This is a genomic window from Cognatiyoonia koreensis, from assembly GCF_900109295.1.
Classification (GTDB): Bacteria; Pseudomonadota; Alphaproteobacteria; order Rhodobacterales; family Rhodobacteraceae; genus Cognatiyoonia; species Cognatiyoonia koreensis.
The window spans coordinates 850446-872932 of the sequence record NZ_FOIZ01000001.1; the positions used below are offsets into that span (position 1 = coordinate 850446).

Here is a 22487-nt window from a genome sequence, read left to right on the forward strand (position 1 = left end):
GCAATGACCCCAATTTTAGCAAGGCAGACCTTTGCACCATTGAGGAAAGTCAATCCCGGCCGCACCCGTGGCGATAGGTTTGTGACGTGATCCATCGATATGAACTGGAGTGCGTATGATGCCAGACAGATCAAATCCGCTGACTGAGATGGCCGATTTCACGAACGTCATTGTCACCAAGGATGAGCGGCCCAACCCGTCTTTCAGGACATCTGCATTGCCCGGTTTCAAGAAAACCGTTCAAGGGCGCCGCGCAATTCGGATCTTTGATGGTATTCCCATTCCCGAAGACGTCATACGCGATTGCCTGCGGGATGCTGTTTTGGCACCGAGTTCATCAAATCTGCAGTGTTATGAAATCTATTGGGTGCGCGATCAGGACATGAGACAGCGCATGGCGCCGCTTTGCCTGAACCAACCGGCAGCGACCACGGCGGGGGATCTGTTGGTTGTCGTGTCGCGGGGTGATCTGTGGCAAACGCATCTGAAAAAGCTGACCGACATTATGACCGATCACGGGAAGAAACCACTGACCGGACCGGTGCAAGACTATTACGAAAACACGATCCCCATGTTGATGAAAACGGATCGATTGGGTCTGCATAATCTGATGCGGCGGATCATTTTATGGTACAAAAGCCGCCGTGAGCCGACGGTGAATGGCCCTGTTTCGCGCGCCGACCACCGCGTTTACGGTCATATTCAGGCAAGTCTGGCCGCACAGACCCTGATGCTGTCGCTTGCGGCGCACGGGTACGAGTCTTGTCCGATCGGTGGGATTGACCGACGTGGCATCAGAAAGCTGCTGGGGCTGCCAAGCAGGGCCGAGCCCACAATGGTGATTGGTGCGGGGACCGGAAAGCCCGAAGGTCTGTTCAGCGCGCGGGCGAGGTTGCCTTTTAATGACTTGATCAAGGAAGTTTAGCCGGACAGGTCGCGGGTCACGTTCAACGGCGTGAAATTCGACAGGTCTGTAGCGGTGCGAGACGTTTATTCAGTATCAGCAAAATTCCAGTTAGCCGTTCTACGCGGGCCGATCCGTGGTTTCAGTCAACGATGCGGCCCTGTTTCAATCGGATGCCTTCTTCATCACCTTTGGCGCGCCGGTCGACATGTCTGTTCCCGTATATTCGAAACCCGCATCTTTCCACGCGCCGAACCCGCCTTTCATGTGAGCGATGCGATCAACGCCACTTTCGAGACACAGCTTGGCGACCTTGCTTGATCTCGCGCCCGAGCCGCAATGAAACACGATTTGCTTGTCGGACTGGCTGGGCATGTGATTGGGCTGGAAAGCCTGCATTGGTGCAAGCAATGCACCCTCAATACGCTCGACATTGAATTCCTGTGGCGTGCGCACATCGATCAGCACGATTTCGTCACGTCCGAAGGCTACTTTGACTTCTTGGGGTGTCCAGTGTTCCAGCACGCCATGTTCTGTCTTCTCGGTTTCCATTTTTGGCCTCCTTAAAATCGGTTCATCGGTATCTTCAAATAGCGGTTTCCATCGTCTTCCGGGTCGGGCAACTGCCCCGCGCACAGGTTCATTTGCAGGACGTGCAGCATTCTGTCGGGCAGGGCGAGTGTTTTATCGCGCGCCTCGCGCTGTTTGATGTAGTCGTCTTTTGCAGTGCCGCCGCCGATATGCAGATTGTGTTTGCGCTGTTCGGCTACCGTCGATTCCCAGTTCGGCTGTTTTCGGTAGTCTGTACCGTAGTCATGGCCCACAAAAAGCCGTGTGTTATCGGGCAGTTCCAGAAGGCTTTGCAGGGATTCGTAGAGGTCTGCCGCCGTCCCACCGGGGAAATCAGCCCGCGCAGTTCCGACATCGGGTTGCATGAATGTGTCGTGCACAAACGCGGCATCGTCCCCTACGATATAGGTGATCGAGCCGAGAGTGTGCCCCGGCGACAGCATCACGCGCACCGGCAGTGACCCGATTTCGAATGTATCTCCGTCACTGAACAGGTGGTCAAAGTCTGCCTTGGGATCAAATGCATCCGGCAGATTGTAATAGTCCCGCCAAAGATCTGCGATCTCGAGGATTTTTTCCCCGATGCCGTTTGGCTTTTTCAGCCGGTCCTTGAGCAATGAGGAGGCCATCAGATGATCAGCATGCGGGTGGGTATCCAGTATCCAATCAATTTCCAGCCCTGCGTGGTCAGCAAATCGCAGAATCTTGTCAACGCTATCGGTATTTGTCGCAGCACTTTCTGGATTGAAGCTGAGAACGACATCAATGAGCGCGGCCTTCCGGGTGTCTGGATCGGAAACGAGATACTGAATGCTGCCGGAGTCATCATCGTAAAAGCCAGTCACGTCTGGTGAACCAGCGCCATTGGATCTGCTCGTACGCGAGAATTTCATTTTCATTACCCCTCTTGATGTTCAACGGACGGTGTCGCGGGAATGTTCCACAGGCAGCAACAAAGCTGGATCTAATGGCGATGAAGAAGATCTGTCGGAAATCTCATCCACATATCGCGCGCCCACCAGCTGCCGGGCAATTACAGACGATCAAAGCTGGCTTAACTTTGGCAGCTTAGTCCCCCATGCGGCTATTCACACGAGGTCCGTGTTATCGCTTACATCGAAAAGGATGTTCCGCAACCGCATGAACTGGTTGCATTCGGGTTGTTGATCACGAACCGTGCGCCGATCAGTTCTTCGGAAAAGTCGATCACTGCGTCGGCGAGAAAGGGCAGGGATATGTCGTCGATCACAACCTTTTCCCCCGATCCTTCAAGAATCAGGTCACCGTCCTTGGGGTCGTCGAGGTCGATTTCATACTGGAATCCCGAACATCCGCCGCCTTCGACCGCGACCCGCAGCGCCTTGCCCTGCGATGCCGCACCGATTTCCGAGAGCCGTTCAAAGGCCCGCTCTGTCACTTTGGGTGGAATGGTCAGCATGATGCACCTACCAGTTTCTATTCCTTGTAGATATAAGGGCGCCAGGCAAACACGACAAGACAGGCAGAGGCATGGCAGCCCCCTACGCAACCGACCCCGCGCAATCGCGCGGCCGGCTTTACGCGGAAGAAGAAAGCGCGCACCGGTCGTTGTTTCAACGCGACCGCGACCGGATCATTCACGCCAGTGCCTTCCGTCGTCTGAAACACAAGACACAGGTTTTTATCGAGCATGAGGGCGACTATTTTCGCACCCGTCTGACCCATTCGATCGAGGTCGCCCAAGTTGCCCGCACGATGGCCGCGTCGCTTGATCTGAATGTCGAACTGACCGAGGCTGTCGCGCTGGCCCATGATCTGGGCCACACCCCTTTTGGCCACACCGGGGAAGAGGCGCTGAATGCCTTGATGGCCCCTTATGGCGGTTTCGATCACAATGCGCAGGCCCTGCGGATCGTCACTGACCTGGAACGCCATTATGCGGAATGGGACGGGCTGAACCTGACCTGGGAAACACTGGAGGGCATAGCCAAACACAATGGTCCGGTCACGGGCGATATTCCCTGGGCGCTGGCCGAATACAACAAGCGTCACGATCTGGAGCTGCACACCCACGCGAGTGCCGAGGCGCAGGTCGCGGCCTTGTCTGACGACATTGCCTATAACAACCATGATTTGCACGATGGCTTGCGCGCGGAATTGTTCAGCACCGATGAACTTGCCGAATTGCCGATCTTGCATGATTGCTTTGCCGAAGTGGATCGCCAGTATCCCGAGCTGAATTATTATCGCCGCCGTCACGAAGCATTGCGCCGTTTCTTCGGCCTTCTGGTCGAGGACGTTCTTGCGGTTTCTGCTGCCAACATCAAGGCGCTTGCGCCTGCGTCGGTGCGCGATGTCCGTGCGGCCGGGCGTATGATGATCCAGTTCTCGCCAGCCCTTTGGCGCGATCTGAAAACCATCCGCCAGTTTCTTTTCACCCGGATGTATCGTGCACCCGCTGTCGTTGAAATGCGTGTGGCCGTGACTCAGATGATTGACGAGCTATTTCCCTTTTTCATGACGAACCCGGAAGAATTACCAAAGCAATGGCGCAAGGATGTCGCCGATGCCCGCGACGAGACAGCGCTTGCGCGGATCGTGTCTGACTACATTGCCGGCATGACCGACCGTTTCGCGATTCAACAACATGCCCGCCTGATCGGCGGCACCCCCGTTCCAGCAGGAGTAACCGATGGCCACTGAACAACTTGCAGACGGGGCCATGGCACCTGTCGTCGCCTTCGCGCTGGTCGGCGCCTTGGGCGTCGGGTCGCAATGGCTTGCCTGGCGTTTGCGTATGCCGGCCATCGTGTTGATGCTGCTGGCCGGTATTCTGATCGGTCCTGTGACGGGGATTTTCGATCCGTCCCGCGATATCGGCCCGCTGGTCGGTCCGATGATATCAATCGCGGTTGCCATCATTTTATTCGAAGGGGGCCTGACCCTGAATTTTCACAAGCTGCAGGATGCTGTCGTTGGCGTGAAGCGGCTGGTTTTTGTGGGTGCACCGCTTGGCTGGCTGACCTCTGCTGCGGCCTTGCATTACGGGGCAGGGCTGACGTGGCAATCCGCAGCTGTCTTTGGCGGCATCATGATCGTCACCGGACCGACCGTTATTGCGCCTTTGCTGCGTACCGCAAAACTGCAAAAGCGCCCTGCCGCATTGTTGCAATGGGAAGCCATCATCAACGATCCGATCGGCGCACTTGCAGCGGTTCTGGCCTATGAGGTTGTTGTTGTTCTGAATACAGCGACAAGCGTGTCAGAGGCCGTGATGACCATGCTTATCGGCATTTCCGTCGCCACGGTTTTGGGTGCAGCGGGTGGCTTTGGTCTGGCATATGCGTTTAAGCGCGGTTTCGTGCCGGAATACATGAAGGTACCTGTTGTTTTCGCAAGCCTTCTTTTGGTGTTCGGGCTGTCTGATTTCGTTTTGCACGAAAGCGGGCTGCTGGCGGTAACGATCATGGGTATCGTCATCGCCAATGCGAACCTGCCAAGCTATGTCGAAATGCTGCGGTTCAAGGAACATGCGACGATCCTTCTGGTGTCGGGTGTCTTTATCCTGCTGGCGGCGAACCTTGATTTCGCCGTGCTGGGCCAACTGAACTGGCGTGCCGTTCTTTTCATCGCCTTGGTGGTCTTCGTTGCGCGGCCGCTGACGGTCTACGTCTCGCTTTTGGGGTCCAAGCTGCCCTGGCGGGAACAGACGCTTGTGGCCTTTACCGGCCCGCGCGGTGTTGTGCTTGTTGCTGTTGCGGGTCTGTTCGGTGAACGCCTGCTGGCTTTGGGCCTGCCTGATGCGAACCTGATCAGCCCGCTGGCATTTGTGCTGGTTGCTGTGACCGTTGTTCTGCACGGTTTCACGCTGGCCCCGTTTGCACGGTTTCTGGGTCTTGCCAGCACGGAAAGCCCCGGCGTCATCCTGATTGGTGGCTCACCATGGACGACCGCCTTTGGCGAGGCGCTGAAAAAGGCTGAAGTTCCGGTTCTGATGGCCGATCCAAACTATGGAAATCTGCGCGCCGCGCGGACTGCGGGGCTGGATACATTCAGCGGCGACATCCTGTCAGAGGCGGCAGAGCAGCGATTGGAACTGGTGAGTTATGAAACGCTCGTCGCGGCAACCAGCAACGACGCATACAACACACTTGTTGCAACAGACCTGGCGCCTGAGTTTGGCCGTGACAATGTTTTTCAGGTTATGCGCGCCAAGTCCGACAACGCCCGCCACCAACTTCCCCGCACGCTTGGGGGCGCGCCATTCGGTCCTGAAGAGACTCATGAGGGCATGAACCGGCTGATCCGTGAAGGCTGGTCTTTCCGCGTTTCGCGGCTTTCTGAAGAGCACGGATTTGACGAATGGCGTGAAATGCATCCGGAGGCGCATATTTTTGCGCGGATCGGGCCGAAGGGTGGCATCAAATTGGTGCGCAAGGACGAAGACGTCAAACCCGCTCCGGACGTGCGCATCATTGCCTTGCGCCCCCCCGGTGACGATAAGGACAGCCAGCCTCCGGCAGACTAAGAAGGTTACGGTCCTAACGTGGTATTGAAGGAATGGCGGTTATGTCATCAACCGCGCAATATCATCACACCATTGTTCGACCGTGGCCTTTTGTTGCATTTGCGGGTGATGTTGCCGATCAAGACGGTGCATCACATTGCCATCGGGCAGGACGGCTTCCAAAGCCCAATAGCCTTTGCTGATGCTGTCCGTATCGACGATCCAGACCGGTTTTGGCAGCATCTTTTCGTCAAAGCTGGCGGTGTAACGTCTTTTCAGGCCAAATGGATACCGCAAGACAAGGCGAACTTCTTTTGCTGCCGCGTCAAAGCAAAGCGTTTTGGCTGGTTCAATGGATCGATAAGCCGGGAATGCGCCCATGACCATGAAGCCTACACCGATCAACAGCCCAAGCCCGAAGTCGCCTGTGATGGATGCCCCGAATAGGTTTTGGATCATGGCAAGGACGGTCTTGGCAAACGCGAAGAACCCGATTCCGAAGAACAACACCCCGATGATCAGCAATGGAATCCGCACAAAAACAGAGGTTGTGGGGCTTTCGATGATGTAGGTATCTTTCATACGCGATCCGGGCGAGGCTTCTGACCTGAAATAATGACGTGGCACGTTGTCGATGTCTCTGACACATGGCTAAACCCGGAATGGGCGTGCACTGCGGCAGGATTGTAGCCTTTTGCTGGCGTTGACCTTTGCCGCGCCCGTGGTAAACGCAAAGAAACTTCCCCGATTAAGACCAGAAAGACAGACCAATGAACCTTTTTGCAGAGATCCGCGCGACCGTCCTTCAGGCGATTGACGCGCTGGTGCGGGAAGGGTTTTTGCCTGACGGGCTGGAGACATCTGCCGTCACCGTTGAACCGCCACGTGATGCGGCCCATGGCGATATGGCGACCAATGCGGCGATGGTTCTGGCCAAGCCTGCCAAGATGAACCCGCGGGCGATTGCTGATGCGCTCGCTGCCAAGCTGACGGACGATCCCCGGATTTCCGTGGCCGAAGTGGCTGGTCCCGGCTTTCTGAACATGCGGCTTGATCCGTCAATCTGGCAGGGGCTGGTGAAATCTGTCCTGACCAACCCTGATTTTGGCAAATCGGACCTTGGAGCCGGTCAGAAGATGCTCGTCGAATACGTTTCGGCCAACCCGACCGGCCCGCTTCATGTGGGCCACACGCGGGGCGCTGTTTTTGGTGATGCGCTGGCCTCGCTGCTGGATTACGCGGGTTATGATGTGACGCGGGAATATTACATCAACGATGGCGGCGCGCAGGTCGATGTGCTCGCCCGGTCGGTGTACCTGCGGTATGAGGAAGCGCATGATCTGTCCGTCGACTGGCCAGAGGGCAGCTATCCCGGTGACTATCTGATCGAAGTTGGTGAGGCGCTGAAGGATAAGGTCGGCGATGCGTATCTGGGCAAGGGCGAGCAGTTCTGGCTGGATGATGTGCGGGAGTTTGCGACCAACGCCATGATGGACCTGATCCGGTCCGATCTGGCCTCGCTCGGCATCGCGATGGACGAGTTTTATTCCGAAAAGTCGCTATACGGGACCGGCAAGATTGAAGCGGCGATCAGTGAACTGGACGCGAAGGGGCTGATTTACCGGGGCACCCTTGAACCCCCCAAGGGCAAGATGCCCGAGGATTGGGAACCGCGCGAGCAGACCTTGTTCAAATCAACCGCCCATGGCGATGACGTGGACCGGCCCGTCAAGAAATCCGATGGGGCGTGGACCTATTTTGCGCCAGACATCGCGTATCATTACGACAAGGTGCAGCGCGGTTTTGATGCGTTGATTGACGTCTTCGGGGCCGATCATGGTGGCTACGTCAAGCGGATGAAGGCGGCGGTGTCTGCCTTGTCCGATGGCCGCGTGCCGCTGGATATCAAACTGACGCAGCTGGTGAAGCTTTATAAGAACGGCGAGCCGTTCAAGATGTCCAAGCGGGCAGGGACGTTTGTGACCTTGCGCGATGTCGTCGATCAGGTCGGTCCTGATGTGACCCGGTTCCACATGCTGACGCGCAAGAACGATGCGCCGCTGGATTTCGATTTCGACAAGGTGACAGAGCAATCCAAAGATAATCCGGTGTTTTATGTGCAATACGCACATGCGCGGGTGAATTCGGTTCTGCGCAAGGCCGAAGGCGATTTCGCTGATGCTGCGCTGGCATCTGCCGATCTGACCAAGCTGTCGCATGAGGCCGAAATCACCGTTGCGAAGAAACTTGCCGAGTGGCCGCGACTGGTCGAAATCGCCGCGAAAGGCCACGAACCGCACCGGATTGCCTTCTATCTGTATGATCTGGCGTCGGATTTTCACGCTTTGTGGAACCGTGGCAACGACGATCCGGCCCTGCGGTTCATCCAAGAGGGTGACATTGACACAACATCCGCCAAAATTGCGCTGATCCGGGCCGTGCAGCTTGTTATTGCATCGGGCTTGGGTATTTTGGGCGTGAAACCGGCAGAAGAGATGCGCTAACGCGTCCGCGCCGGCCCGAGAGCAGAAAAAACCGCACGTCAAAAAGTGCGGACAGTGAGGCGGACAATGGCAGTTTACGATGACGGGATTCCTGTAACTTCAACCTCGCGGTTGGGGCTGATGACGCAATATGCCGGTGCGGCAGTATCGCTGGCACTGATGGTTGGCATCGGTGTCTGGGGCTACAAACTGGTGATGCGCGATGTCACGGGCATTCCCGTCGTTCAGGCGATGGAAGGCGACATGCGTGTCGCCCCTGAAAATCCAGGTGGCGAAATCGCCCGCAATACCGGCCTTTCGGTCAACGAGGTTTCCGCCGAAGGTGAAGCGGGTCCGATGGAAGACACGCTGATGCTGGCCCCTGCCAACATTGATCTGGCCCAGGAAGATATCGAAGTGCAGCCCGTGGCCGAGGCTGATGAAGTTGTGCCGGTTGATCCGCGGGCCGAAACCGCTGCGGCTGTCGATGCTTTGCTGGCGGCCCTGACCGATGACCCTGAACCGGTCGTTGAAGGCCCGCTTGAAACCGATGATATTCTCGCACTTGCCGATCAGATTGCAGCCGGTGCCAGCCCGCTTAGCGATCTCGCCGAAGGGCAGGATGTCCCGCCGTCCGTCGCGCTTGACGGTGAGGCGGTGACAGATTCCCTGACGATCATTTCCCGCGACATTCCCGGCGTTGCCACGTCACTGCGTCCGTTCAAGCGTCCGGCCAGCCTTGTGATCCCGGCCTCTGCGACCGCCCCTGCGGCGACGCCTACACCTGCCGCGACACCTGCCGTGGTGCAGGCCAGCGTTACCACGGCACCGATCCCTGTCGGCACCAAGCTTGTGCAACTGGGCGCGTTCCCGTCACCGGAAACCGCAGCGCAGGCGTGGACAAACCTTCAGCGCGACTTTGGTGATTATCTGGACGGCAAGCAGCAGGTCATTCAGGAAGCATCCTCTGGCGGGCGCACCTTCTATCGGCTGCGTGCGCAAGGTTTCGCAGAGCTGACGGATGCGCGGCGCTTCTGCGCAGCACTTGAGGCAGGCAATGCCGCATGCATCCCGGTGGTTGTGCGCTAATTGACCCGCGCCGCAGTCATTTTCGGCTGTGAAGGTCACACGCTAACCGGCTGGGAACGCGACTTTTTTCGGGATGTTGATCCCTGGGGCTTTATCCTGTTTGCCCGCAACGTCGATCATCCCGATCAGCTGCGCCGCCTGACGGCGTCTTTACGTGAAACTGTCGGCTGGGATGCCCCGATCCTGATTGATCAGGAAGGCGGGCGCGTCCAGCGCCTTGGCCCGCCACATTGGCGCAGCTATCTTCCGGCCTACGACCAGATGCAGCGTTCCAGCGATCCGGTTCGGGCTTTCTGGTTGCGCAACCGTCTTATCGCGCAGGAATTATATGACGTCGGGATCGACGTGAACTGCGCGCCCTTGGCCGATATTGCCGAACCCGCAACGCACCCTTTTTTGCGCAACCGTCTGTATGGCGAAGATGTTGAAACCGTCGTTACAGCGGCGCAGGTCTGTGCTGCTGCACATCTGGCAGGCGGTGTCTTGCCTGTTCTGAAACATATGCCCGGGCATGGGCAGGCGCAGGTCGACAGCCACAAATCGCTGCCGACAGTCCGTTCCGACCGTGCTGCCCTTGCAGCGCATGAATTTGCGACCTTCAAGGCGTTGAATGACATACGGCTGGGGATGACGTGCCATCTGGTGTTCGATGCCATCGACCCGATCAACCCTGCAACAACATCCGCCAAGTTGCTGAAGGTCATTCGCACTGAAATCGGCTTTGACGGACTGATCATGACGGATGACATCGGGATGGAAGCCTTGTCCGGCAGTATTCCCGCACGCGCGACAGCCGCGCTGACAGCCGGCTGTGATCTGGTTTTGCAGTGCAATGGCGGACGCGCCGTTCAGGAACCACTGGCCGCCGTGATCCCCCTCATGAGTGCCGCCGCGACGCAGCGCGCAGATCATGCACTGGCCCAGTGTCAAACGCCTGTCCCGATTGACATTCGGGCCTGTGAAGCGGAACTTGCATCCCTACTGGGATAGGGACAAAAGGCCCCCATGGTTGAGGAGTTTCAGGAAGACGTCGTAAGCGTCAGCGCACGCATCGCTGCCGAGGCGCTGATCGTCGATGTGGGTGCCTTTGAAGGCCCGCTTGATCTGCTGCTTACCTTGTCGCGCACGCAGAAGGTGGACTTGCGGCAGGTGTCGATCCTTGCCTTGGCCGAGCAATATCTGGCTTTTGTCGAACAGGCCAAACAACTGCGCCTTGAGCTTGCCGCCGATTATCTGGTGATGGCGGCCTGGCTGGCTTTTTTGAAATCCCGACTTTTGTTGCCGCCCGATCCGTCCGAGGAAGGCCCATCAGGCGAGGAACTGGCCGCGCATCTGGCGTTCCAGTTGGAACGGCTGGAGGCCATGCGCAATGCTGCGGCCAAGCTGATGGCCCGCGACCAGTTGGGGCGTGATTTCTTTGCCCGTGGCATTACCGAAGATGTCCAGCGCGTGCGCCGCGTCACCTATACGGCGACGCTGCTTGATCTGATGCAAGGTTATGCGCGCATCAGGACCAAGGATGATTTCCGCCCCTTTGTCATGGATCGCGACGCGGTGATGACGATGGAACAATCGCTGGAACGCATGCGCAACCTGATCCATTTCGCGGGCGACTGGACCGATCTGGCAAGTTATCTGCCCGAAGGGTGGGAAACCGACCCGGTCAAGCGGCGCTCTGCTACGGCGGCGACATTTGCGGCCTCTCTTGAATTGGCCAAGGAAGGCAAGATCAGCATCCGGCAGGGCGAGACATTCGCACCGATCCAGATCCGCAGAAGGGAGCCGCGCGATGGCTGAAGACAACGACAGCCTGTTCGAGGCTCCGCCGATGGGCGAACAGGAACGCATGGTCGAAGCGATCCTTTTTGCGACCGCCGACCCTGTGACCTTGCATGAATTGATCGGACGGATGCCGCATGGATCAGACCCGGCCGAGGCGCTTGCCAACTTGCGCAGACGCTATGAGGGCAGGGGCGTCAATGTGATCAAGGTCGGCGATGCCTGGGCGATCCGCACGGCCGCTGATCTTGGGTTCCTGATGCAAAAGGAAACCGTCGAAACCCGCAAGCTAAGCCGCGCAGCCATCGAAACGCTTGCGATCGTTGCCTATCACCAGCCCGTCACCCGCGCCGAGATCGAGGAAATCCGTGGTGTCAGCGTCAGCCGTGGCACGATTGACCAGCTGATCGAGATGGAATGGATCAGGCTTGGGCGTCGGCGCATGACGCCGGGACGCCCTGTGACGTTCGTGGTGACGCAAGGTTTCCTTGACCACTTTGGTCTGGAAAACGCCCGCGATCTGCCGGGCCTGAAGGAACTGCGCGCCGCTGGTCTGCTGGAAAACCGTCCGCCCCCCGGTACCCCGCTTGATGAGGACCCGGAAGAAGAGGACGAAAACCAGACGGATATGTTTGAAGACGACGCCTGAATTATTCAGACAATTTTAGGTATTGGCCGCGTCTTAAGCAGATTTTCACCTCCCCGCGTCATCCATGTGCTCGTATGAGTTTAGAGCAAGGGGAACCGCCTTGGTCGGTCTGGAGAATCCGGAGCGCGACGCAACAGAACAGCATCGCTATATCAATTGGCTGAAGGCTGCCCGCAAATGGGTCACGCTTGCCGCCATTGTGCTGGTCTTTTTTGGACTGGCTGAAAACCTGCTGGGTGTTTCGCTCTCTACCTATACGTTCGGGACAGATGCCGCGACATCGCCGTTGTCTGCCTTTAGTATCACGCTGCTTGCTTTTGCGATTTCGCTGGGCGACCGGCGCGAGGCCCATGCTTGGCACGGGTCCGTAATCGCGCTTTTTGCGATCCTGGCGGTAAGTGCGCAGCGAGTCGCGCCTTTGTTTGTGGATCACATCCCTTTCGGCACATACTTTGTGGCGGGTACCGTTGGCACGGATACGATGCTGATCATTTGCCTGTTGGCGGTTTCCGTTCTGATGCGATTTCAAACGGCTGTGCTTGGTTTGGCGACCTGGCTGGCGGCTTGTGCGCTGATCCTGAACGGGATCATCGGGCACACATATGGTTTGCCCTATTTCGATGGCGAAATGGCGATTCTGACCCTTTTGTCGTTGGTCTGCTGTTTGATCGGCACGCTTGCGCTTTACCTGCATCGCCCGCTTGTCCGCGTTGTCTTTATGACCGGCAGCATTGGTTTTCGCACACGCACGATGATGGCGGTTGGATTTCTGGCCCCTTGGTTCTGCGGCTTGTTGCTATATCGCTGGTATGGCGTGCCGGAACGTGAATTCCATGTCGAGGCGACACTGATCAGCGCGATCATCTGGACGATGCTGGCTGTCACACTGGCCTCTGGTTTTTCCCAGGAACGGGCAGACAAGGAACGACGCGCAGCCGAAAAGCGGCTGGCGGAACAGGCGTTGACGGACAGTTTGACAGGCTTGCCTAACCGCGCGGCATTAACAGCCAGACTGACGACGTATTGGACGCGCTTTCAGCGGTTCAACGTTCCCTCGGCCATTATCCTGATCGATCTGGATCATTTCAAAGCCATCAACGATACGTTCGGGCACGACATGGGGGATAATGTGCTTCGCGCTGTGCGTGGGGCCTTGCTGCCCTATCTGCGTCAGGACGATATCGTCGCCCGTTGGGGCGGAGAGGAATTCATCTGTGTGTTGAAGAATACGGACCTGCGCCAGTTGCAGCATATTTCCGAACGGCTTCGGGCGGCAATCAGGGCCATTTCCGATCTTCCCGCGCTGTCCCACGGGAAAGGCCCGGTGAAGGTTAGCGCATCTGTCGGGGTAAGCACGTTTCTTGCCGGTGACAGGGGGTACGAGGCTGCGATCAAACGCGCGGATGATGCGCTATATGTCGCCAAACGCCATGGCCGGAACCGCGTGATTTTTGACGGGGCGTTGCGGCCACAACCTACCCGGCAGAAACGGTTCGGAAATGTTTTGACAGCTTGAGGCCCTGGCCCTGGTAGTTTGATTTGATCTCGCGTCCGTAAAGCGCCTTTGGCATCGCGGCCATATGTTCATAGACCAGACGCCCGACAGTCTGGCCGTGTTCCAGCACAAAGGGGGCTTCGTGACAGCGCACTTCAAGCACGCCACGTGATCCGGCCCCGCCCGCATCGGCATAGCCGAAACCGGGATCAAAGAATCCGGCGTAGTGCACGCGGAATTCACCGACCATCGCCAGATAGGGGGCCATCTCGGCCGCCTGCGTTGGCGGGATGACAATCGCTTCGCGGCTGACAAGAATATAGAATGCGCCGGGGTCTAGAATGATCCAGCCCTTGTCTGTGTGAACCTCTTCCCAATACTCTGCCGGGTCATAGTAATCGAGTTGGGCAAGGTCGATCACACCCGTGTGCGGCTTTGCCCGATACCCGACAAGCGTGCCATTTGCCGGTTTCAGATCAACCGAGAATCCCAAGCCGTCCGATATGACCGGATCAACGTTGACGATGGGGGCGGCGGCGTGAAGGGCGCGAAGCTCTTCATCCGACATGCGTGTGTGGCCTTGCCGAAAGATGATCTGGTTCAGCATTTGCCCCGGTGCGGCAACAACTGAAAACGAACGCGGGCAAATTTCGACATAAAGCGGGCCATCATAACCTGCGGGCACCCGGTCGAATTCGACCCCTTGATCGGTGATGATCCGTGTCAACAGATCAAGGCGCCCGATCGAGGACTTCGCACTGGCCGCCGCCGTCATGCCCGCAGGCAGTGTGAGGCTTTCCAGCAATGGCACGACATAGACGCACCCCTTTTCAAGCACTGCGCCGCCGGTAAGGTCCACAGCATGCATCTGGAAATCCGCCAGCCGGTCGGCGACGGTGCGTTTCGGCCCGGCGAGGAAAGAGGCGCGGACACGATAGGCGATATTGCCAAGCCGCAGGTCAAGTGACGCGGGCTGGATCTGCCCATCGGCGATTGGTGTATCCGACCGGATGCCGCCGTTTGCGATCATGTCGCGGATTTGGTGATCGGCCAGAACGCCCGGTGTCATATCATCGTCCTTCATCGCGGATACCAAAACGCCCGCTGCGAGGATTCGCAAGCGGGCGGTTGGTGTGGTCGGGCTAGCAGGACTTGAACCTGCGACCTTCCGTCCCCCAGACGGACGCGCTACCAGGCTGCGCTATAGCCCGAACGTGGGTGTGTTTAACGCAATTCGCCCGTCGCGCAAGCGTGAAACGTCAGCTTTTGCGCATCTGGTCGCGCACAGTTTCCAATCGGGCCAATAGCGGTGCGATCTTTGCGGCCTGTGCCTTGATCGCGTCATCATCCAGACGTGTCCCGTTGCCGAAATAGCGCGGTTCATATGCCTTGTCGGACGACGGATTGGGCGGCAGATCGGGTACGGCGCGGGCCGGCGGCTGCGGGCCGGGGTCCGTGTCGGGCGCGCGTCGCCGGAATGCCGTAATATTCGATATTTCGAGGCTTTGTTGCACAGGCTCGGGCATTTCGGTCGCCGCGATTTCCTCGGCAATCGGGGACGACTTTTCCGCCTTGTCTGCCGATTTGTCCGGTTTGGAAGATGATTTGGCCTCTGTGGCCGGTTTGGCCTGATCGGCAAGGATCGGACCATCGATTCCGATGCCCTGAACGTGCTTGATGCCCTTTTCACGCAGGAGTTTCTGCGCGCCTTTGATCGTCATGCCCTGCGTGTGCAGCAGCGTTTTGATCCCGGCCAGCAGCGCAACATCTTCGGGGCGGTAATAGCGCCGCCCGCCAGCACGTTTGACAGGCTTGATCTGGCTGAACTTGCTTTCCCAGAACCGCAAGACGTGTGCGGGTGTATCCAGCGTGTCAGAGACTTCGGATATTGTGCGAAACGCGTCGGGTGCTTTGGCCATATGTGGCCTCCGTTACTTTTTGTTGCCGGCGGCGACGCGATCTTTCATCAGATGGGATGGCCGGAACGTCAGAACCCGACGGGGATGAATTGGCACTTCTTCGCCGGTTTTGGGGTTCCGCCCGATCCGGGCCGCCTTGTCGCGGACGGAAAAGGTGCCGAAAGACGAAATTTTGACGGTTTCCCCATTCACAAGGGCGTCGGACACATGGGTCAATACGCTTTCAACGAGGTCGGCGCTTTCGTTGCGCGACAGACCGACTTGGCTATGTACCGCATCCGCCAAATCCATCCGTGTCAAAGTCTTGTCAGCCATATTATCCCCCACAGTTTCGTGAACCATAGGCGACTGGGTTTTTCAGAGTCAATATCAAGCACTTGTATCAGGCACTTAAAGGTGTTGATTTGCCTACCACCGCAAGACAACGGCACCCCATGCCAGCCCGCCGCCGATCGCCTCTGTCACCAGAAGGTCGCCTTGCTTGATCTGCCCGTTCGCCACACCTACCGAAAGCGCCAGAGGGATTGATGCCGCTGAGGTGTTGCCGTGGTCCTGAACCGTGACAACGACGCGGTCCATGCCCACGCCAAGCTTTTTGGCAGTGGATTGGATAATCCGGATATTGGCCTGATGTGGCACGACCCAGTCGACGTCATCGGCATCCAGACCGACCTTTTCAAGCGCGGTGTGCGCTGTCGCGGCCAGTTTTTCGACGGCATGCCGGAAGACTTCCTTGCCTTCCATGCGCAGTTGGCCGGTGTTCTGTGTCGCCACGCCCCCATCGACGTAGAGAAGATCACGGTAGCGCCCGTCTGAATTGAGGTCCGTGGCGAGGATGCCGCGATCTTCGGTGGTTCCTTCGCCGTCCTGTCCTTCGAGGATTAGTGCGCCGGCCCCGTCACCAAAAAGTACGCAGGTCGAGCGATCCGTCCAGTCCATGATCCGGCTGAAGGTTTCCGCACCGATCACCATGACCCGATTGGCCTGGCCAGAAATGATCAGCGCGTTCGCGTTTGACAGGGCATAGACAAAACCCGCGCAAACCGCTTGCACATCAAAGGCATAGCCTTTGGTATTGCCAATGGCGTGCTGCACCATCGTGGCGGCAGAGGGGAATGTGAGGTCGGCGGTTGATGTCGCCAGAATGATCGCGTCGATATCGTCGGCGTTCAGCCCGGCGCTGTCGAGTGCGGCCTTTGCAGCACGGGTCGCGAGGTCCGATGTTGTCTGACCTTCGGCTGCGAAATGCCGGCGTTCGATGCCGGACCGTGCCTTGATCCATTCGTCGGATGTGTCGAGCGTGGCTTCGAATTCAGCGTTCGGGACGACACGTTCGGGTAGGTAGTGACCGACCCCTTTTACCACTGCACGTCGCATATATGCTGACCTACTCGTTGTCCTGCGCGGCCTTTGCGGCTTCGCCTTCTTGGATCGCATCTTGGGCAAGCGCGGCCGCGGATGCAACCCGTGCCGCCAGTTTATCACTGAATTCTGATTGCGCGAGCTGGTAGCCAAGCTGGAGCGCCGCGGCGATACCGGTTGCATCCGCGCCGCCGTGGCTTTTGATCACGGTCTTGTTCAGACCGAGGAACACACCGCCGTTCACCCGTCGCGGGTCGATGCTTTTGCTGAGTTTGTTGATGGACCGCCGGGCCAGAAGGGCGCCGAGCGTGGCAATCGGGTTGGAGAGGAACGCCTTGCGCATCAACTCTGTAATCAGGTTTGCCGTGCCTTCGCCGGTTTTCAGCGCGACGTTGCCGGTAAAACCGTCCGTGACGATCACATCCACGCGGTCGGACGGCAAATCGCCACCTTCGACAAAGCCCACATATTCGAAATCGCCTTTGCCGGTCGCACTGCCGATCAATTCATGGGCGACTTTCAACTCGGCACGGCCTTTGTGTTCTTCGACGCCTACATTCAACAGGCCGACACGTGGCCGTTTGAGGTCAAACGCGTTGCGGGCATAGGATGCACCCATCAGCGCATAGGTCAGCAGGTCGTCCTGATCGGCGCGGATATCGGCACCCGCATCCAGCATGACGTTAAAGCCTTGCTTGTTGCGCGATGGCCAAAGACAAGCAATTGCCGGGCGGTTCACACCATCGGCCTTGCGCAAACGCAGCATGGACATGGCCATCAGCCCGCCGGTGTTCCCGCAGGAAATCGCGACCGCCGCTTCGCCGTTGCGAACGGCTTCGATCGCGGACCACATCGACGTGCCTTTGCCATTGCGCAGCACATGGCTTGGCTTGTCGGTCATTTTGACGACATCTTGCGCATCGTGGATCGTGACGCGATCTGCCAGGTTGTGTTTCGCCACAAGAGGGGCCAGTTCCGTTTCCGGCCCGTGGAGGATGACGCGCGCATCGGGCGCTTGCGTCAAGAACGCAGAAAGGCCCGCAACCACCGTTGCAGGCCCGTTATCTCCGCCCATGGCGTCGACCGAAAGCACGTTGGACTTTTGCGCCTGCGCGGTCGAGGAAGTCCCCGTCTGGCCTGGCGTCATGTGTCGTGCTCCCTAGCGCTACTTTACGCGGCGTCGTCGTCCAGATCGATTTCGTCGTTTGCTGCGATCACTTCGCGTGTCGCGTAATGCCCGCAGGATGGGCAGACGTGGTGTGGGCGCTTCAGCTCGCCACAGTTGTCACACTCATTCGGGTTTGCCGCAACCAGTGCATCGTGCGCACGGCGGTTGTTCCGGCGGGATTTGGATACTTTGTTCTGCTGGACAGCCATGTCGCAACCTTTGTTTTGTTGGGCAATCGGTGCCCGGATTTCACATTCTCGCCCGCGTTTAGGACATTCGTGCCACGCTGTCGAGAGGGGTGTTCAAGAGGGCGCGAACATACTGCGATTCTTATTTCGCGCAACCCTTTATCTTGCTGCTCTAGGAGCCGTCCTCCGGATCCTTCTTTTGCAATGCGTCGCGCAGCGCGCCAAGCCCCGCAAAGGGTTTTGCATCATCGTCGGTCATCGGTTCTTTGCCGGGTTCGGTATGTACGACTTGCCCGACGCTTGCCCCTTCTGCCCGTGGAAACGCGGGCAACGCGAGCGCAAGTGCTTCGCTCATCACCACGGCCAGATCGATTGTTTCGGGAAGTGGTTCGATCGTGTCGTCCTCGGGCATTTCGATTTCTGTCCCTGACATTTCGACGTAATCAGCGGTGTAATTGCGCGTCACGTCCTCATCAATTCGAGTGGTGACCGGATCCAATGTGACCACACAGGACTGGCTGACTGTTGCGCCCAGATGGGCCGTCAGCGTCCAGTCCTGTTTGCCAGTCGGTGCGATCTCTCCTGTGAATCGCAGTTTCTTGATCCCGAGGATGCCAAGTTCTTCTGCGATCCGCGCACGCTGCTTGGTATCGGGCACCAGATCGAATGTCGTTGGTTTACGGTTTGCCAGATCGGCCAAACGCAAGTGTGAGCGGGTCTGTTCAGCCAAGGACCGTTCCATTCTTGAACATTGGGGTGTGCATGTTGTAAGCCTCGTTAAAAGGCGCAAGGCGCCAAGGCAAGAGGGCAGGCAGGGATGACAGGACAGCGCGTGATGATTTCGCTCCGCCGATTGCTGGTTGCGGGGGCGGTGATGGGTGCGGTTGCCTGCACGCCAATCGTGCGCAACCACGGCTATATCCCGCTCTCCGAAGATCTGGCCCTGATCCAGGTCGGTGTCGATACCCGTGAAAGTGTCATTGCTTCTGTCGGACCGCCAACCGCGAACGGCGTTCTGGATGGCAGCGGCTATTATTATGTCGCGAGCAAGTTCCGCCATTTCGGTGCCTTCGAGCCGGAAGAGATCGACCGCGAAGTGCTTGCTGTTTCCTTCAATGATGCGGGTGTCGTGACGAACATCGAACGCTTTGGTCTGGAAGACGGACGGGTCGTAGTTCTGTCACGCCGCGTGACCGACAATGGCGTGCGTGACAGCACGTTTATCCGTCAGTTGCTTGGGTCGATCGGTCGTTTCAACGCCGGCGATTTCCTCGGCGAAGGGTAGGTGCGTGGCAACCACGCACCCGCCATTCAGGATTCGGGTTCGAATTTCAACGCAGCTCCGTTGATGCAATAGCGTAGTCCTGTCGGTTTCGGGCCATCGGGAAAGACGTGCCCCAGATGACCTTCGCAGCGATTGCAGTGCACCTCGGTGCGGCGCATGAACAGGCTGCGATCTTCCTTTTCACCGACCATGTCTGAATCGATTGGCTGATAGAACGACGGCCAGCCCGTGCCGCTTTCGAATTTCGTTTCCTGTTCGAACAGGGGTGCGCCGCAACCTGCGCAGATGAAGGTGCCGGGGTCTTTGGGAAAGTCGTCATGGGTGCCCGCCCGTTCCGTCGCGTGTTTGCGCAACACCTTATAGGCCATGTCCGACAGCTCTTCGCGCCATTCGGCGTCAGATTTGATCACCTTGTCCATTTTGTCTTTCCTTCTGCGACTTCGCGCTTAACGTAGGGCGCGGGCGGGTGTCCGCCAAGAAGGGGTGCGATGACAATTGCGTTTCACAAAGGCCGCTACGGTGTGCGGGTCGCGGCGGATGCGGCGGACTTGCATGCCTGCCAGACGCTGCGCCATCGCTGCTTTTTCGGAACGGACGGGGTGGACGCTGATCGATTCGATCCGCTTTGCACCCATGTGATGATTGCCGGAGATACCGGTTTGGTGGGAACGTTTCGCGTCATGCATGTACCCGATGCAGCGGCGCTGCCGCGCACCTATGCTGCGAAGGCCTATGATCTGGAACCGCTTGCCCGGTTCGACCAGCCGATGCTGGAAATGGGCCGGTTTTGCATCGATCCGGCGGCGAAGGACGGCGATGTTTTGCGTCTGGCCTGGGGCGCGCTGACCCAGCTTGTCGATGCCCATGGCATCGGGCTGTTGTTCGGCTGTTCCAGTTTTGCCGGTACGGATCCTGCCCCATACGCCGCCGCCTTCGGCCTGCTTGCGTCGCAGTATTGTGGCCCTGCAACGCTGCGCCCCGCCCGGCTTGCGCCTGAGGTCGTGCCGCTTGTCGCTGACAGACAGCAGGGGGCTGCCGCGCAGTTGCCGCCCCTTTTGCGCACCTATCTCGCGATGGGCGGTTGGGTCAGCGATCACGCCGTGATCGACCGGCAGATGGCCACGCTGCACGTTTTCACGGGGCTGGAAATCGCGAAGGTGCCGCCCCAGCGCGCCCATGCATTGCGCGCCCTGCTTGACCCTGCGAACAGCCATATTTGAGAGGGGGTCTTGCGCCTTGCCGGGTGGCGGTCTAGCTGGTCGCTCATGGCACGTGCACCCCATCTCCAGATATCCGACATCGCGCTGACTTTTGGCGGCGATCCTGTTTTCGAAGACCTGTCCCTTGTCGTTCAGCCGGGGGATCGGGTGGCGCTGGTCGGGCGCAACGGGTCGGGCAAATCCACGTTGATGAAAGTCATGGCGGGCCTGATCGAGCCAGATCAAGGCGCTGTCGTCGCGGCCCCCGGCGTGTCGGTCGGCTATATGGAGCAGGACCCGACGATGGACGGGTTCATGACGCTTGGTGAATATGCTGCCAGCGGGTTGGAGCCGGGCGAGGAATACAAGGTCGCGATTGTGGCCGAAGGTCTGAAGTTCGATCCCGAAGGGGCCGTTGCCACGGCGTCCGGCGGTGAGCGACGGCGTGCCGCATTGGCCAAGTTGATGGCCGAAGCCCCTGAATTGATGTTGCTGGACGAGCCGACCAACCATTTGGATATCGAAGCCATCGCTTGGCTGGAAGCGGAACTGGCGCAGACCCGTGCGGCCTTTGTCCTGATATCGCACGACCGTGCGTTTCTGCGCGCCTTGACCCGCGCGACATTGTGGATTGATCGCGGGCAGGTGCGCCGCGCCGAACAGGGATTCGACGGTTTCGAGGACTGGCGCGACAAGCTGTGGGAAGAAGAAGACCAACAGCGCCACAAGCTGAACCGCAAGATCAAGGCCGAGGCCCGTTGGGCTGTCGAAGGTATTTCCGCCCGTCGCAAACGCAACCAGGGACGTGTGCGGGCCTTGCAGGACTTGCGCGCTGAACGTGCCGCGCAGATCAATCGGCAAGGCACGGCTGCGATGACCTTTGAAGGTGGCCAGCAATCCGGCCGCAAGGTGATTGAGGCAACAGGGCTTACCAAAACCTTTGATGGCAAGACCATCGTGAAGGACTTTGACCTGACGGTGCAGCGTGGTGACCGGATCGCGTTCGTCGGGCCGAATGGTGTCGGAAAAACGACGCTGATCAAGATGTTACTGGATCAGGTTCATCCTGATGCCGGGACCGTCAAGCACGGTACGAATCTTGATATCGCGGTGTTCGATCAGGCGCGCGCGCAGCTTGATGCCGATATGTCGCTTTGGGAAAACCTTGCAAGCGATCCTGCCCTTGGCGGGTCCGGCAAAGCCGATCAGATCATGGTGCGTGGTCAACCGAAACACGTGGTTGGCTATCTCAAGGAATTCCTGTTCGATGATGCGCAGGCCCGCGCGCCTGTCCGGTCGCTGTCGGGGGGCGAAAAGGCGCGGCTGCTGCTGGCGCGGCTGATGGCGCGCGAAAGCAATCTGCTGGTGCTTGACGAACCGACGAACGATCTGGACATCGAAACGCTGGACTTGTTGCAGGATATTCTGGGCGAATATGACGGGACCGTACTGCTGGTCAGCCACGACCGTGATTTTCTGGACCGTGTCGCCACAACGACCATCGCGATGGAAGGCAACGGGCAGGCGGTCACCTACGCGGGTGGGTGGACCGATTACCGCAACCAGCGCGGCGGTGATTTTGTTGAGGCCCGTGAAGCGACGAAGCCGCTGGCCAAGAAGGTCGAAAAGGCCGCACCTGCGGCACCCAAGCAAAAGCTGTCTTTTACGGAAAAGCACCGGCTTGATGAATTGCCCGGCGTGATCGACAAGCTGACTGACGAGATCGGAAAGCTGGAAACCCTGCTTGCTGACCCTGATTTGTTCACCGCCAACCCGGTGAAGTTTCAAAAGGCCACGGATGCGTTGGTCGACCGGCAGGCGGCCTTGGCGGCGGCAGAGGACGAATGGCTGACGCTGGAAGAAAAAGCGGGTTAAGCACAGAAAAAGGGGCGATATACATCGCCCCTTTTC

24 protein-coding genes and 1 tRNA gene are annotated in these 22487 nt (G+C 58.4%); 12 read left to right on the plus strand and 13 right to left on the minus strand.

The window, feature by feature from the left end:
• The first annotated feature begins 115 nt into the window (after positions 1–115).
• Positions 116–925, plus strand: a complete 810-nt coding sequence (locus BMY44_RS04265; protein ID WP_089990685.1) for a nitroreductase family protein — start codon at positions 116–118, stop codon at positions 923–925.
• Between the two features lie 144 nt (positions 926–1069).
• Here the strand turns inward: BMY44_RS04265 and BMY44_RS04270 are convergent, their stop codons facing one another.
• The 3 genes from BMY44_RS04270 to BMY44_RS04280 form a co-directional block, all read right to left on the minus strand.
• Complete coding sequence (locus BMY44_RS04270) at positions 1070–1456, minus strand: rhodanese-like domain-containing protein (protein WP_089990688.1); 387 nt, start codon at positions 1454–1456, stop codon at positions 1070–1072.
• An 11-nt stretch (positions 1457–1467) separates the two neighbouring features.
• Entirely contained in the window at positions 1468–2367 is a 900-nt protein-coding gene (locus BMY44_RS04275; protein WP_089994511.1) for an MBL fold metallo-hydrolase, read from the minus strand.
• A gap of 218 nt (positions 2368–2585) precedes the next feature.
• Positions 2586–2909: a HesB/IscA family protein gene (locus BMY44_RS04280; protein WP_479723316.1), complete on the minus strand. Its 324-nt coding sequence runs from the start codon at positions 2907–2909 to the stop codon at positions 2586–2588.
• 74 nt (positions 2910–2983) lie between these two features.
• Here BMY44_RS04280 and BMY44_RS04285 point away from each other — a divergent pair, with 74 nt between their 5' ends.
• Both BMY44_RS04285 and BMY44_RS04290 read left to right on the plus strand, forming a co-directional pair.
• Positions 2984–4156 carry a deoxyguanosinetriphosphate triphosphohydrolase gene (locus tag BMY44_RS04285; RefSeq protein WP_089990693.1) on the plus strand — a complete coding sequence of 391 codons (1173 nt, stop codon included), beginning with the start codon at positions 2984–2986 and terminating at the stop codon, positions 4154–4156.
• Positions 4146–5981: a cation:proton antiporter gene (locus BMY44_RS04290; protein WP_089990695.1), complete on the plus strand. Its 1836-nt coding sequence runs from the start codon at positions 4146–4148 to the stop codon at positions 5979–5981. The genes BMY44_RS04285 and BMY44_RS04290 overlap by 11 nt, the downstream gene beginning before the upstream one ends.
• Positions 5982–6020: 39 nt before the next feature.
• Here BMY44_RS04290 and BMY44_RS04295 read toward each other — a convergent pair whose 3' ends face one another.
• Entirely contained in the window at positions 6021–6542 is a 522-nt protein-coding gene (locus BMY44_RS04295) for a hypothetical protein (protein ID WP_089990698.1), read from the minus strand.
• Between the two features lie 188 nt (positions 6543–6730).
• Here BMY44_RS04295 and argS point away from each other — a divergent pair, with 188 nt between their 5' ends.
• From argS to BMY44_RS04325, 6 genes are all read left to right on the plus strand, one after another.
• Positions 6731–8464: an arginine--tRNA ligase gene (gene argS, locus BMY44_RS04300; protein ID WP_089990699.1), complete on the plus strand. Its 1734-nt coding sequence runs from the start codon at positions 6731–6733 to the stop codon at positions 8462–8464.
• Between the two features lie 66 nt (positions 8465–8530).
• Positions 8531–9532, plus strand: a complete 1002-nt coding sequence (locus BMY44_RS04305; RefSeq protein WP_089990701.1) for an SPOR domain-containing protein — start codon at positions 8531–8533, stop codon at positions 9530–9532.
• Positions 9533–10522 carry a glycoside hydrolase family 3 N-terminal domain-containing protein gene (locus tag BMY44_RS04310; protein WP_089990704.1) on the plus strand — a complete coding sequence of 330 codons (990 nt, stop codon included), beginning with the start codon at positions 9533–9535 and terminating at the stop codon, positions 10520–10522.
• Positions 10523–10537: 15 nt separating this feature from the next.
• Complete coding sequence (locus BMY44_RS04315; RefSeq protein WP_089990706.1) at positions 10538–11329, plus strand: segregation and condensation protein A; 792 nt, start codon at positions 10538–10540, stop codon at positions 11327–11329.
• Entirely contained in the window at positions 11322–11960 is a 639-nt protein-coding gene (scpB, locus tag BMY44_RS04320; RefSeq protein WP_089990709.1) for an SMC-Scp complex subunit ScpB, read from the plus strand. Before BMY44_RS04315 ends, scpB begins: the two co-directional genes overlap by 8 nt.
• Positions 11961–12060: 100 nt before the next feature.
• Positions 12061–13476, plus strand: a complete 1416-nt coding sequence (locus BMY44_RS04325) for a GGDEF domain-containing protein (protein ID WP_165611781.1) — start codon at positions 12061–12063, stop codon at positions 13474–13476.
• On the opposite strand, the gene BMY44_RS04330 is transcribed toward BMY44_RS04325, so the two are convergent.
• The 8 genes from BMY44_RS04330 to BMY44_RS04365 all read right to left on the minus strand — a co-directional run bounded on the left by BMY44_RS04330 (position 13436) and on the right by BMY44_RS04365 (position 18822).
• Positions 13436–14524 carry a 2'-deoxycytidine 5'-triphosphate deaminase gene (locus tag BMY44_RS04330; protein WP_089994514.1) on the minus strand — a complete coding sequence of 363 codons (1089 nt, stop codon included), beginning with the start codon at positions 14522–14524 and terminating at the stop codon, positions 13436–13438. The genes BMY44_RS04325 and BMY44_RS04330 overlap by 41 nt on opposite strands.
• 65 nt (positions 14525–14589) lie before the next feature.
• Positions 14590–14666 (minus strand) — tRNA-Pro (locus BMY44_RS04335).
• A 48-nt stretch (positions 14667–14714) separates the two neighbouring features.
• Complete coding sequence (locus BMY44_RS04340) at positions 14715–15374, minus strand: MerR family transcriptional regulator (protein ID WP_089990713.1); 660 nt, start codon at positions 15372–15374, stop codon at positions 14715–14717.
• Positions 15375–15386: 12 nt separating this feature from the next.
• On the minus strand, positions 15387–15689 hold the full coding sequence (gene ihfA, locus BMY44_RS04345) for an integration host factor subunit alpha (protein ID WP_089994516.1): 303 nt from the start codon (positions 15687–15689) through the stop codon (positions 15387–15389).
• 93 nt (positions 15690–15782) lie between these two features.
• Complete coding sequence (locus tag BMY44_RS04350) at positions 15783–16751, minus strand: beta-ketoacyl-ACP synthase III (protein ID WP_089990716.1); 969 nt, start codon at positions 16749–16751, stop codon at positions 15783–15785.
• Positions 16752–16761: 10 nt separating this feature from the next.
• Positions 16762–17883, minus strand: a complete 1122-nt coding sequence (plsX, locus tag BMY44_RS04355) for a phosphate acyltransferase PlsX (RefSeq protein WP_089990719.1) — start codon at positions 17881–17883, stop codon at positions 16762–16764.
• A 23-nt stretch (positions 17884–17906) separates the two neighbouring features.
• Positions 17907–18113, minus strand: a complete 207-nt coding sequence (gene rpmF, locus BMY44_RS04360) for a 50S ribosomal protein L32 (protein WP_089990721.1) — start codon at positions 18111–18113, stop codon at positions 17907–17909.
• Between the two features lie 151 nt (positions 18114–18264).
• Positions 18265–18822: a YceD family protein gene (locus tag BMY44_RS04365; protein ID WP_242650479.1), complete on the minus strand. Its 558-nt coding sequence runs from the start codon at positions 18820–18822 to the stop codon at positions 18265–18267.
• A gap of 87 nt (positions 18823–18909) precedes the next feature.
• Here BMY44_RS04365 and BMY44_RS04370 point away from each other — a divergent pair, with 87 nt between their 5' ends.
• Entirely contained in the window at positions 18910–19377 is a 468-nt protein-coding gene (locus tag BMY44_RS04370; RefSeq protein WP_089990726.1) for an outer membrane protein assembly factor BamE, read from the plus strand.
• Between the two features lie 26 nt (positions 19378–19403).
• On the opposite strand, the gene msrB is transcribed toward BMY44_RS04370, so the two are convergent.
• Positions 19404–19796: a peptide-methionine (R)-S-oxide reductase MsrB gene (msrB, locus tag BMY44_RS04375; protein WP_089990729.1), complete on the minus strand. Its 393-nt coding sequence runs from the start codon at positions 19794–19796 to the stop codon at positions 19404–19406.
• 69 nt (positions 19797–19865) lie between these two features.
• Between msrB and BMY44_RS04380 the strand changes: the two genes are divergently transcribed.
• Positions 19866–20597, plus strand: a complete 732-nt coding sequence (locus BMY44_RS04380) for a GNAT family N-acetyltransferase (RefSeq protein WP_089990730.1) — start codon at positions 19866–19868, stop codon at positions 20595–20597.
• Positions 20598–20642: 45 nt separating this feature from the next.
• Positions 20643–22451, plus strand: a complete 1809-nt coding sequence (locus tag BMY44_RS04385; protein ID WP_089990732.1) for an ABC-F family ATP-binding cassette domain-containing protein — start codon at positions 20643–20645, stop codon at positions 22449–22451.
• The last annotated feature ends 36 nt before the right edge of the window (positions 22452–22487 follow it).

Excerpts from the sequence above, each read along its gene's own strand:
- BMY44_RS04265 (WP_089990685.1), top strand. The coding sequence starts at position 116 with ATGATGCCAGACAGATCAAATCCGCTGACTGAGATGGCCGATTTCACG.
- BMY44_RS04270 (WP_089990688.1), bottom strand. The coding sequence starts at position 1,456 with ATGGAAACCGAGAAGACAGAACATGGCGTGCTGGAACACTGGACACCC.
- BMY44_RS04275 (WP_089994511.1), bottom strand. The coding sequence starts at position 2,367 with ATGAAATTCTCGCGTACGAGCAGATCCAATGGCGCTGGTTCACCAGAC.
- BMY44_RS04285 (WP_089990693.1), top strand. The coding sequence starts at position 2,984 with ATGGCAGCCCCCTACGCAACCGACCCCGCGCAATCGCGCGGCCGGCTT.
- BMY44_RS04290 (WP_089990695.1), top strand. The coding sequence starts at position 4,146 with ATGGCCACTGAACAACTTGCAGACGGGGCCATGGCACCTGTCGTCGCC.
- BMY44_RS04295 (WP_089990698.1), bottom strand. The coding sequence starts at position 6,542 with ATGAAAGATACCTACATCATCGAAAGCCCCACAACCTCTGTTTTTGTG.
- argS (WP_089990699.1), top strand. The coding sequence starts at position 6,731 with ATGAACCTTTTTGCAGAGATCCGCGCGACCGTCCTTCAGGCGATTGAC.
- BMY44_RS04305 (WP_089990701.1), top strand. The coding sequence starts at position 8,531 with ATGGCAGTTTACGATGACGGGATTCCTGTAACTTCAACCTCGCGGTTG.
- BMY44_RS04315 (WP_089990706.1), top strand. The coding sequence starts at position 10,538 with ATGGTTGAGGAGTTTCAGGAAGACGTCGTAAGCGTCAGCGCACGCATC.
- scpB (WP_089990709.1), top strand. The coding sequence starts at position 11,322 with ATGGCTGAAGACAACGACAGCCTGTTCGAGGCTCCGCCGATGGGCGAA.
- BMY44_RS04330 (WP_089994514.1), bottom strand. The coding sequence starts at position 14,524 with ATGACACCGGGCGTTCTGGCCGATCACCAAATCCGCGACATGATCGCA.
- BMY44_RS04340 (WP_089990713.1), bottom strand. The coding sequence starts at position 15,374 with ATGGCCAAAGCACCCGACGCGTTTCGCACAATATCCGAAGTCTCTGAC.
- ihfA (WP_089994516.1), bottom strand. The coding sequence starts at position 15,689 with ATGGCTGACAAGACTTTGACACGGATGGATTTGGCGGATGCGGTACAT.
- BMY44_RS04350 (WP_089990716.1), bottom strand. The coding sequence starts at position 16,751 with ATGCGACGTGCAGTGGTAAAAGGGGTCGGTCACTACCTACCCGAACGT.
- plsX (WP_089990719.1), bottom strand. The coding sequence starts at position 17,883 with ATGACGCCAGGCCAGACGGGGACTTCCTCGACCGCGCAGGCGCAAAAG.
- rpmF (WP_089990721.1), bottom strand. The coding sequence starts at position 18,113 with ATGGCTGTCCAGCAGAACAAAGTATCCAAATCCCGCCGGAACAACCGC.
- BMY44_RS04370 (WP_089990726.1), top strand. The coding sequence starts at position 18,910 with ATGACAGGACAGCGCGTGATGATTTCGCTCCGCCGATTGCTGGTTGCG.
- msrB (WP_089990729.1), bottom strand. The coding sequence starts at position 19,796 with ATGGACAAGGTGATCAAATCTGACGCCGAATGGCGCGAAGAGCTGTCG.
- BMY44_RS04380 (WP_089990730.1), top strand. The coding sequence starts at position 19,866 with ATGACAATTGCGTTTCACAAAGGCCGCTACGGTGTGCGGGTCGCGGCG.
- BMY44_RS04385 (WP_089990732.1), top strand. The coding sequence starts at position 20,643 with ATGGCACGTGCACCCCATCTCCAGATATCCGACATCGCGCTGACTTTT.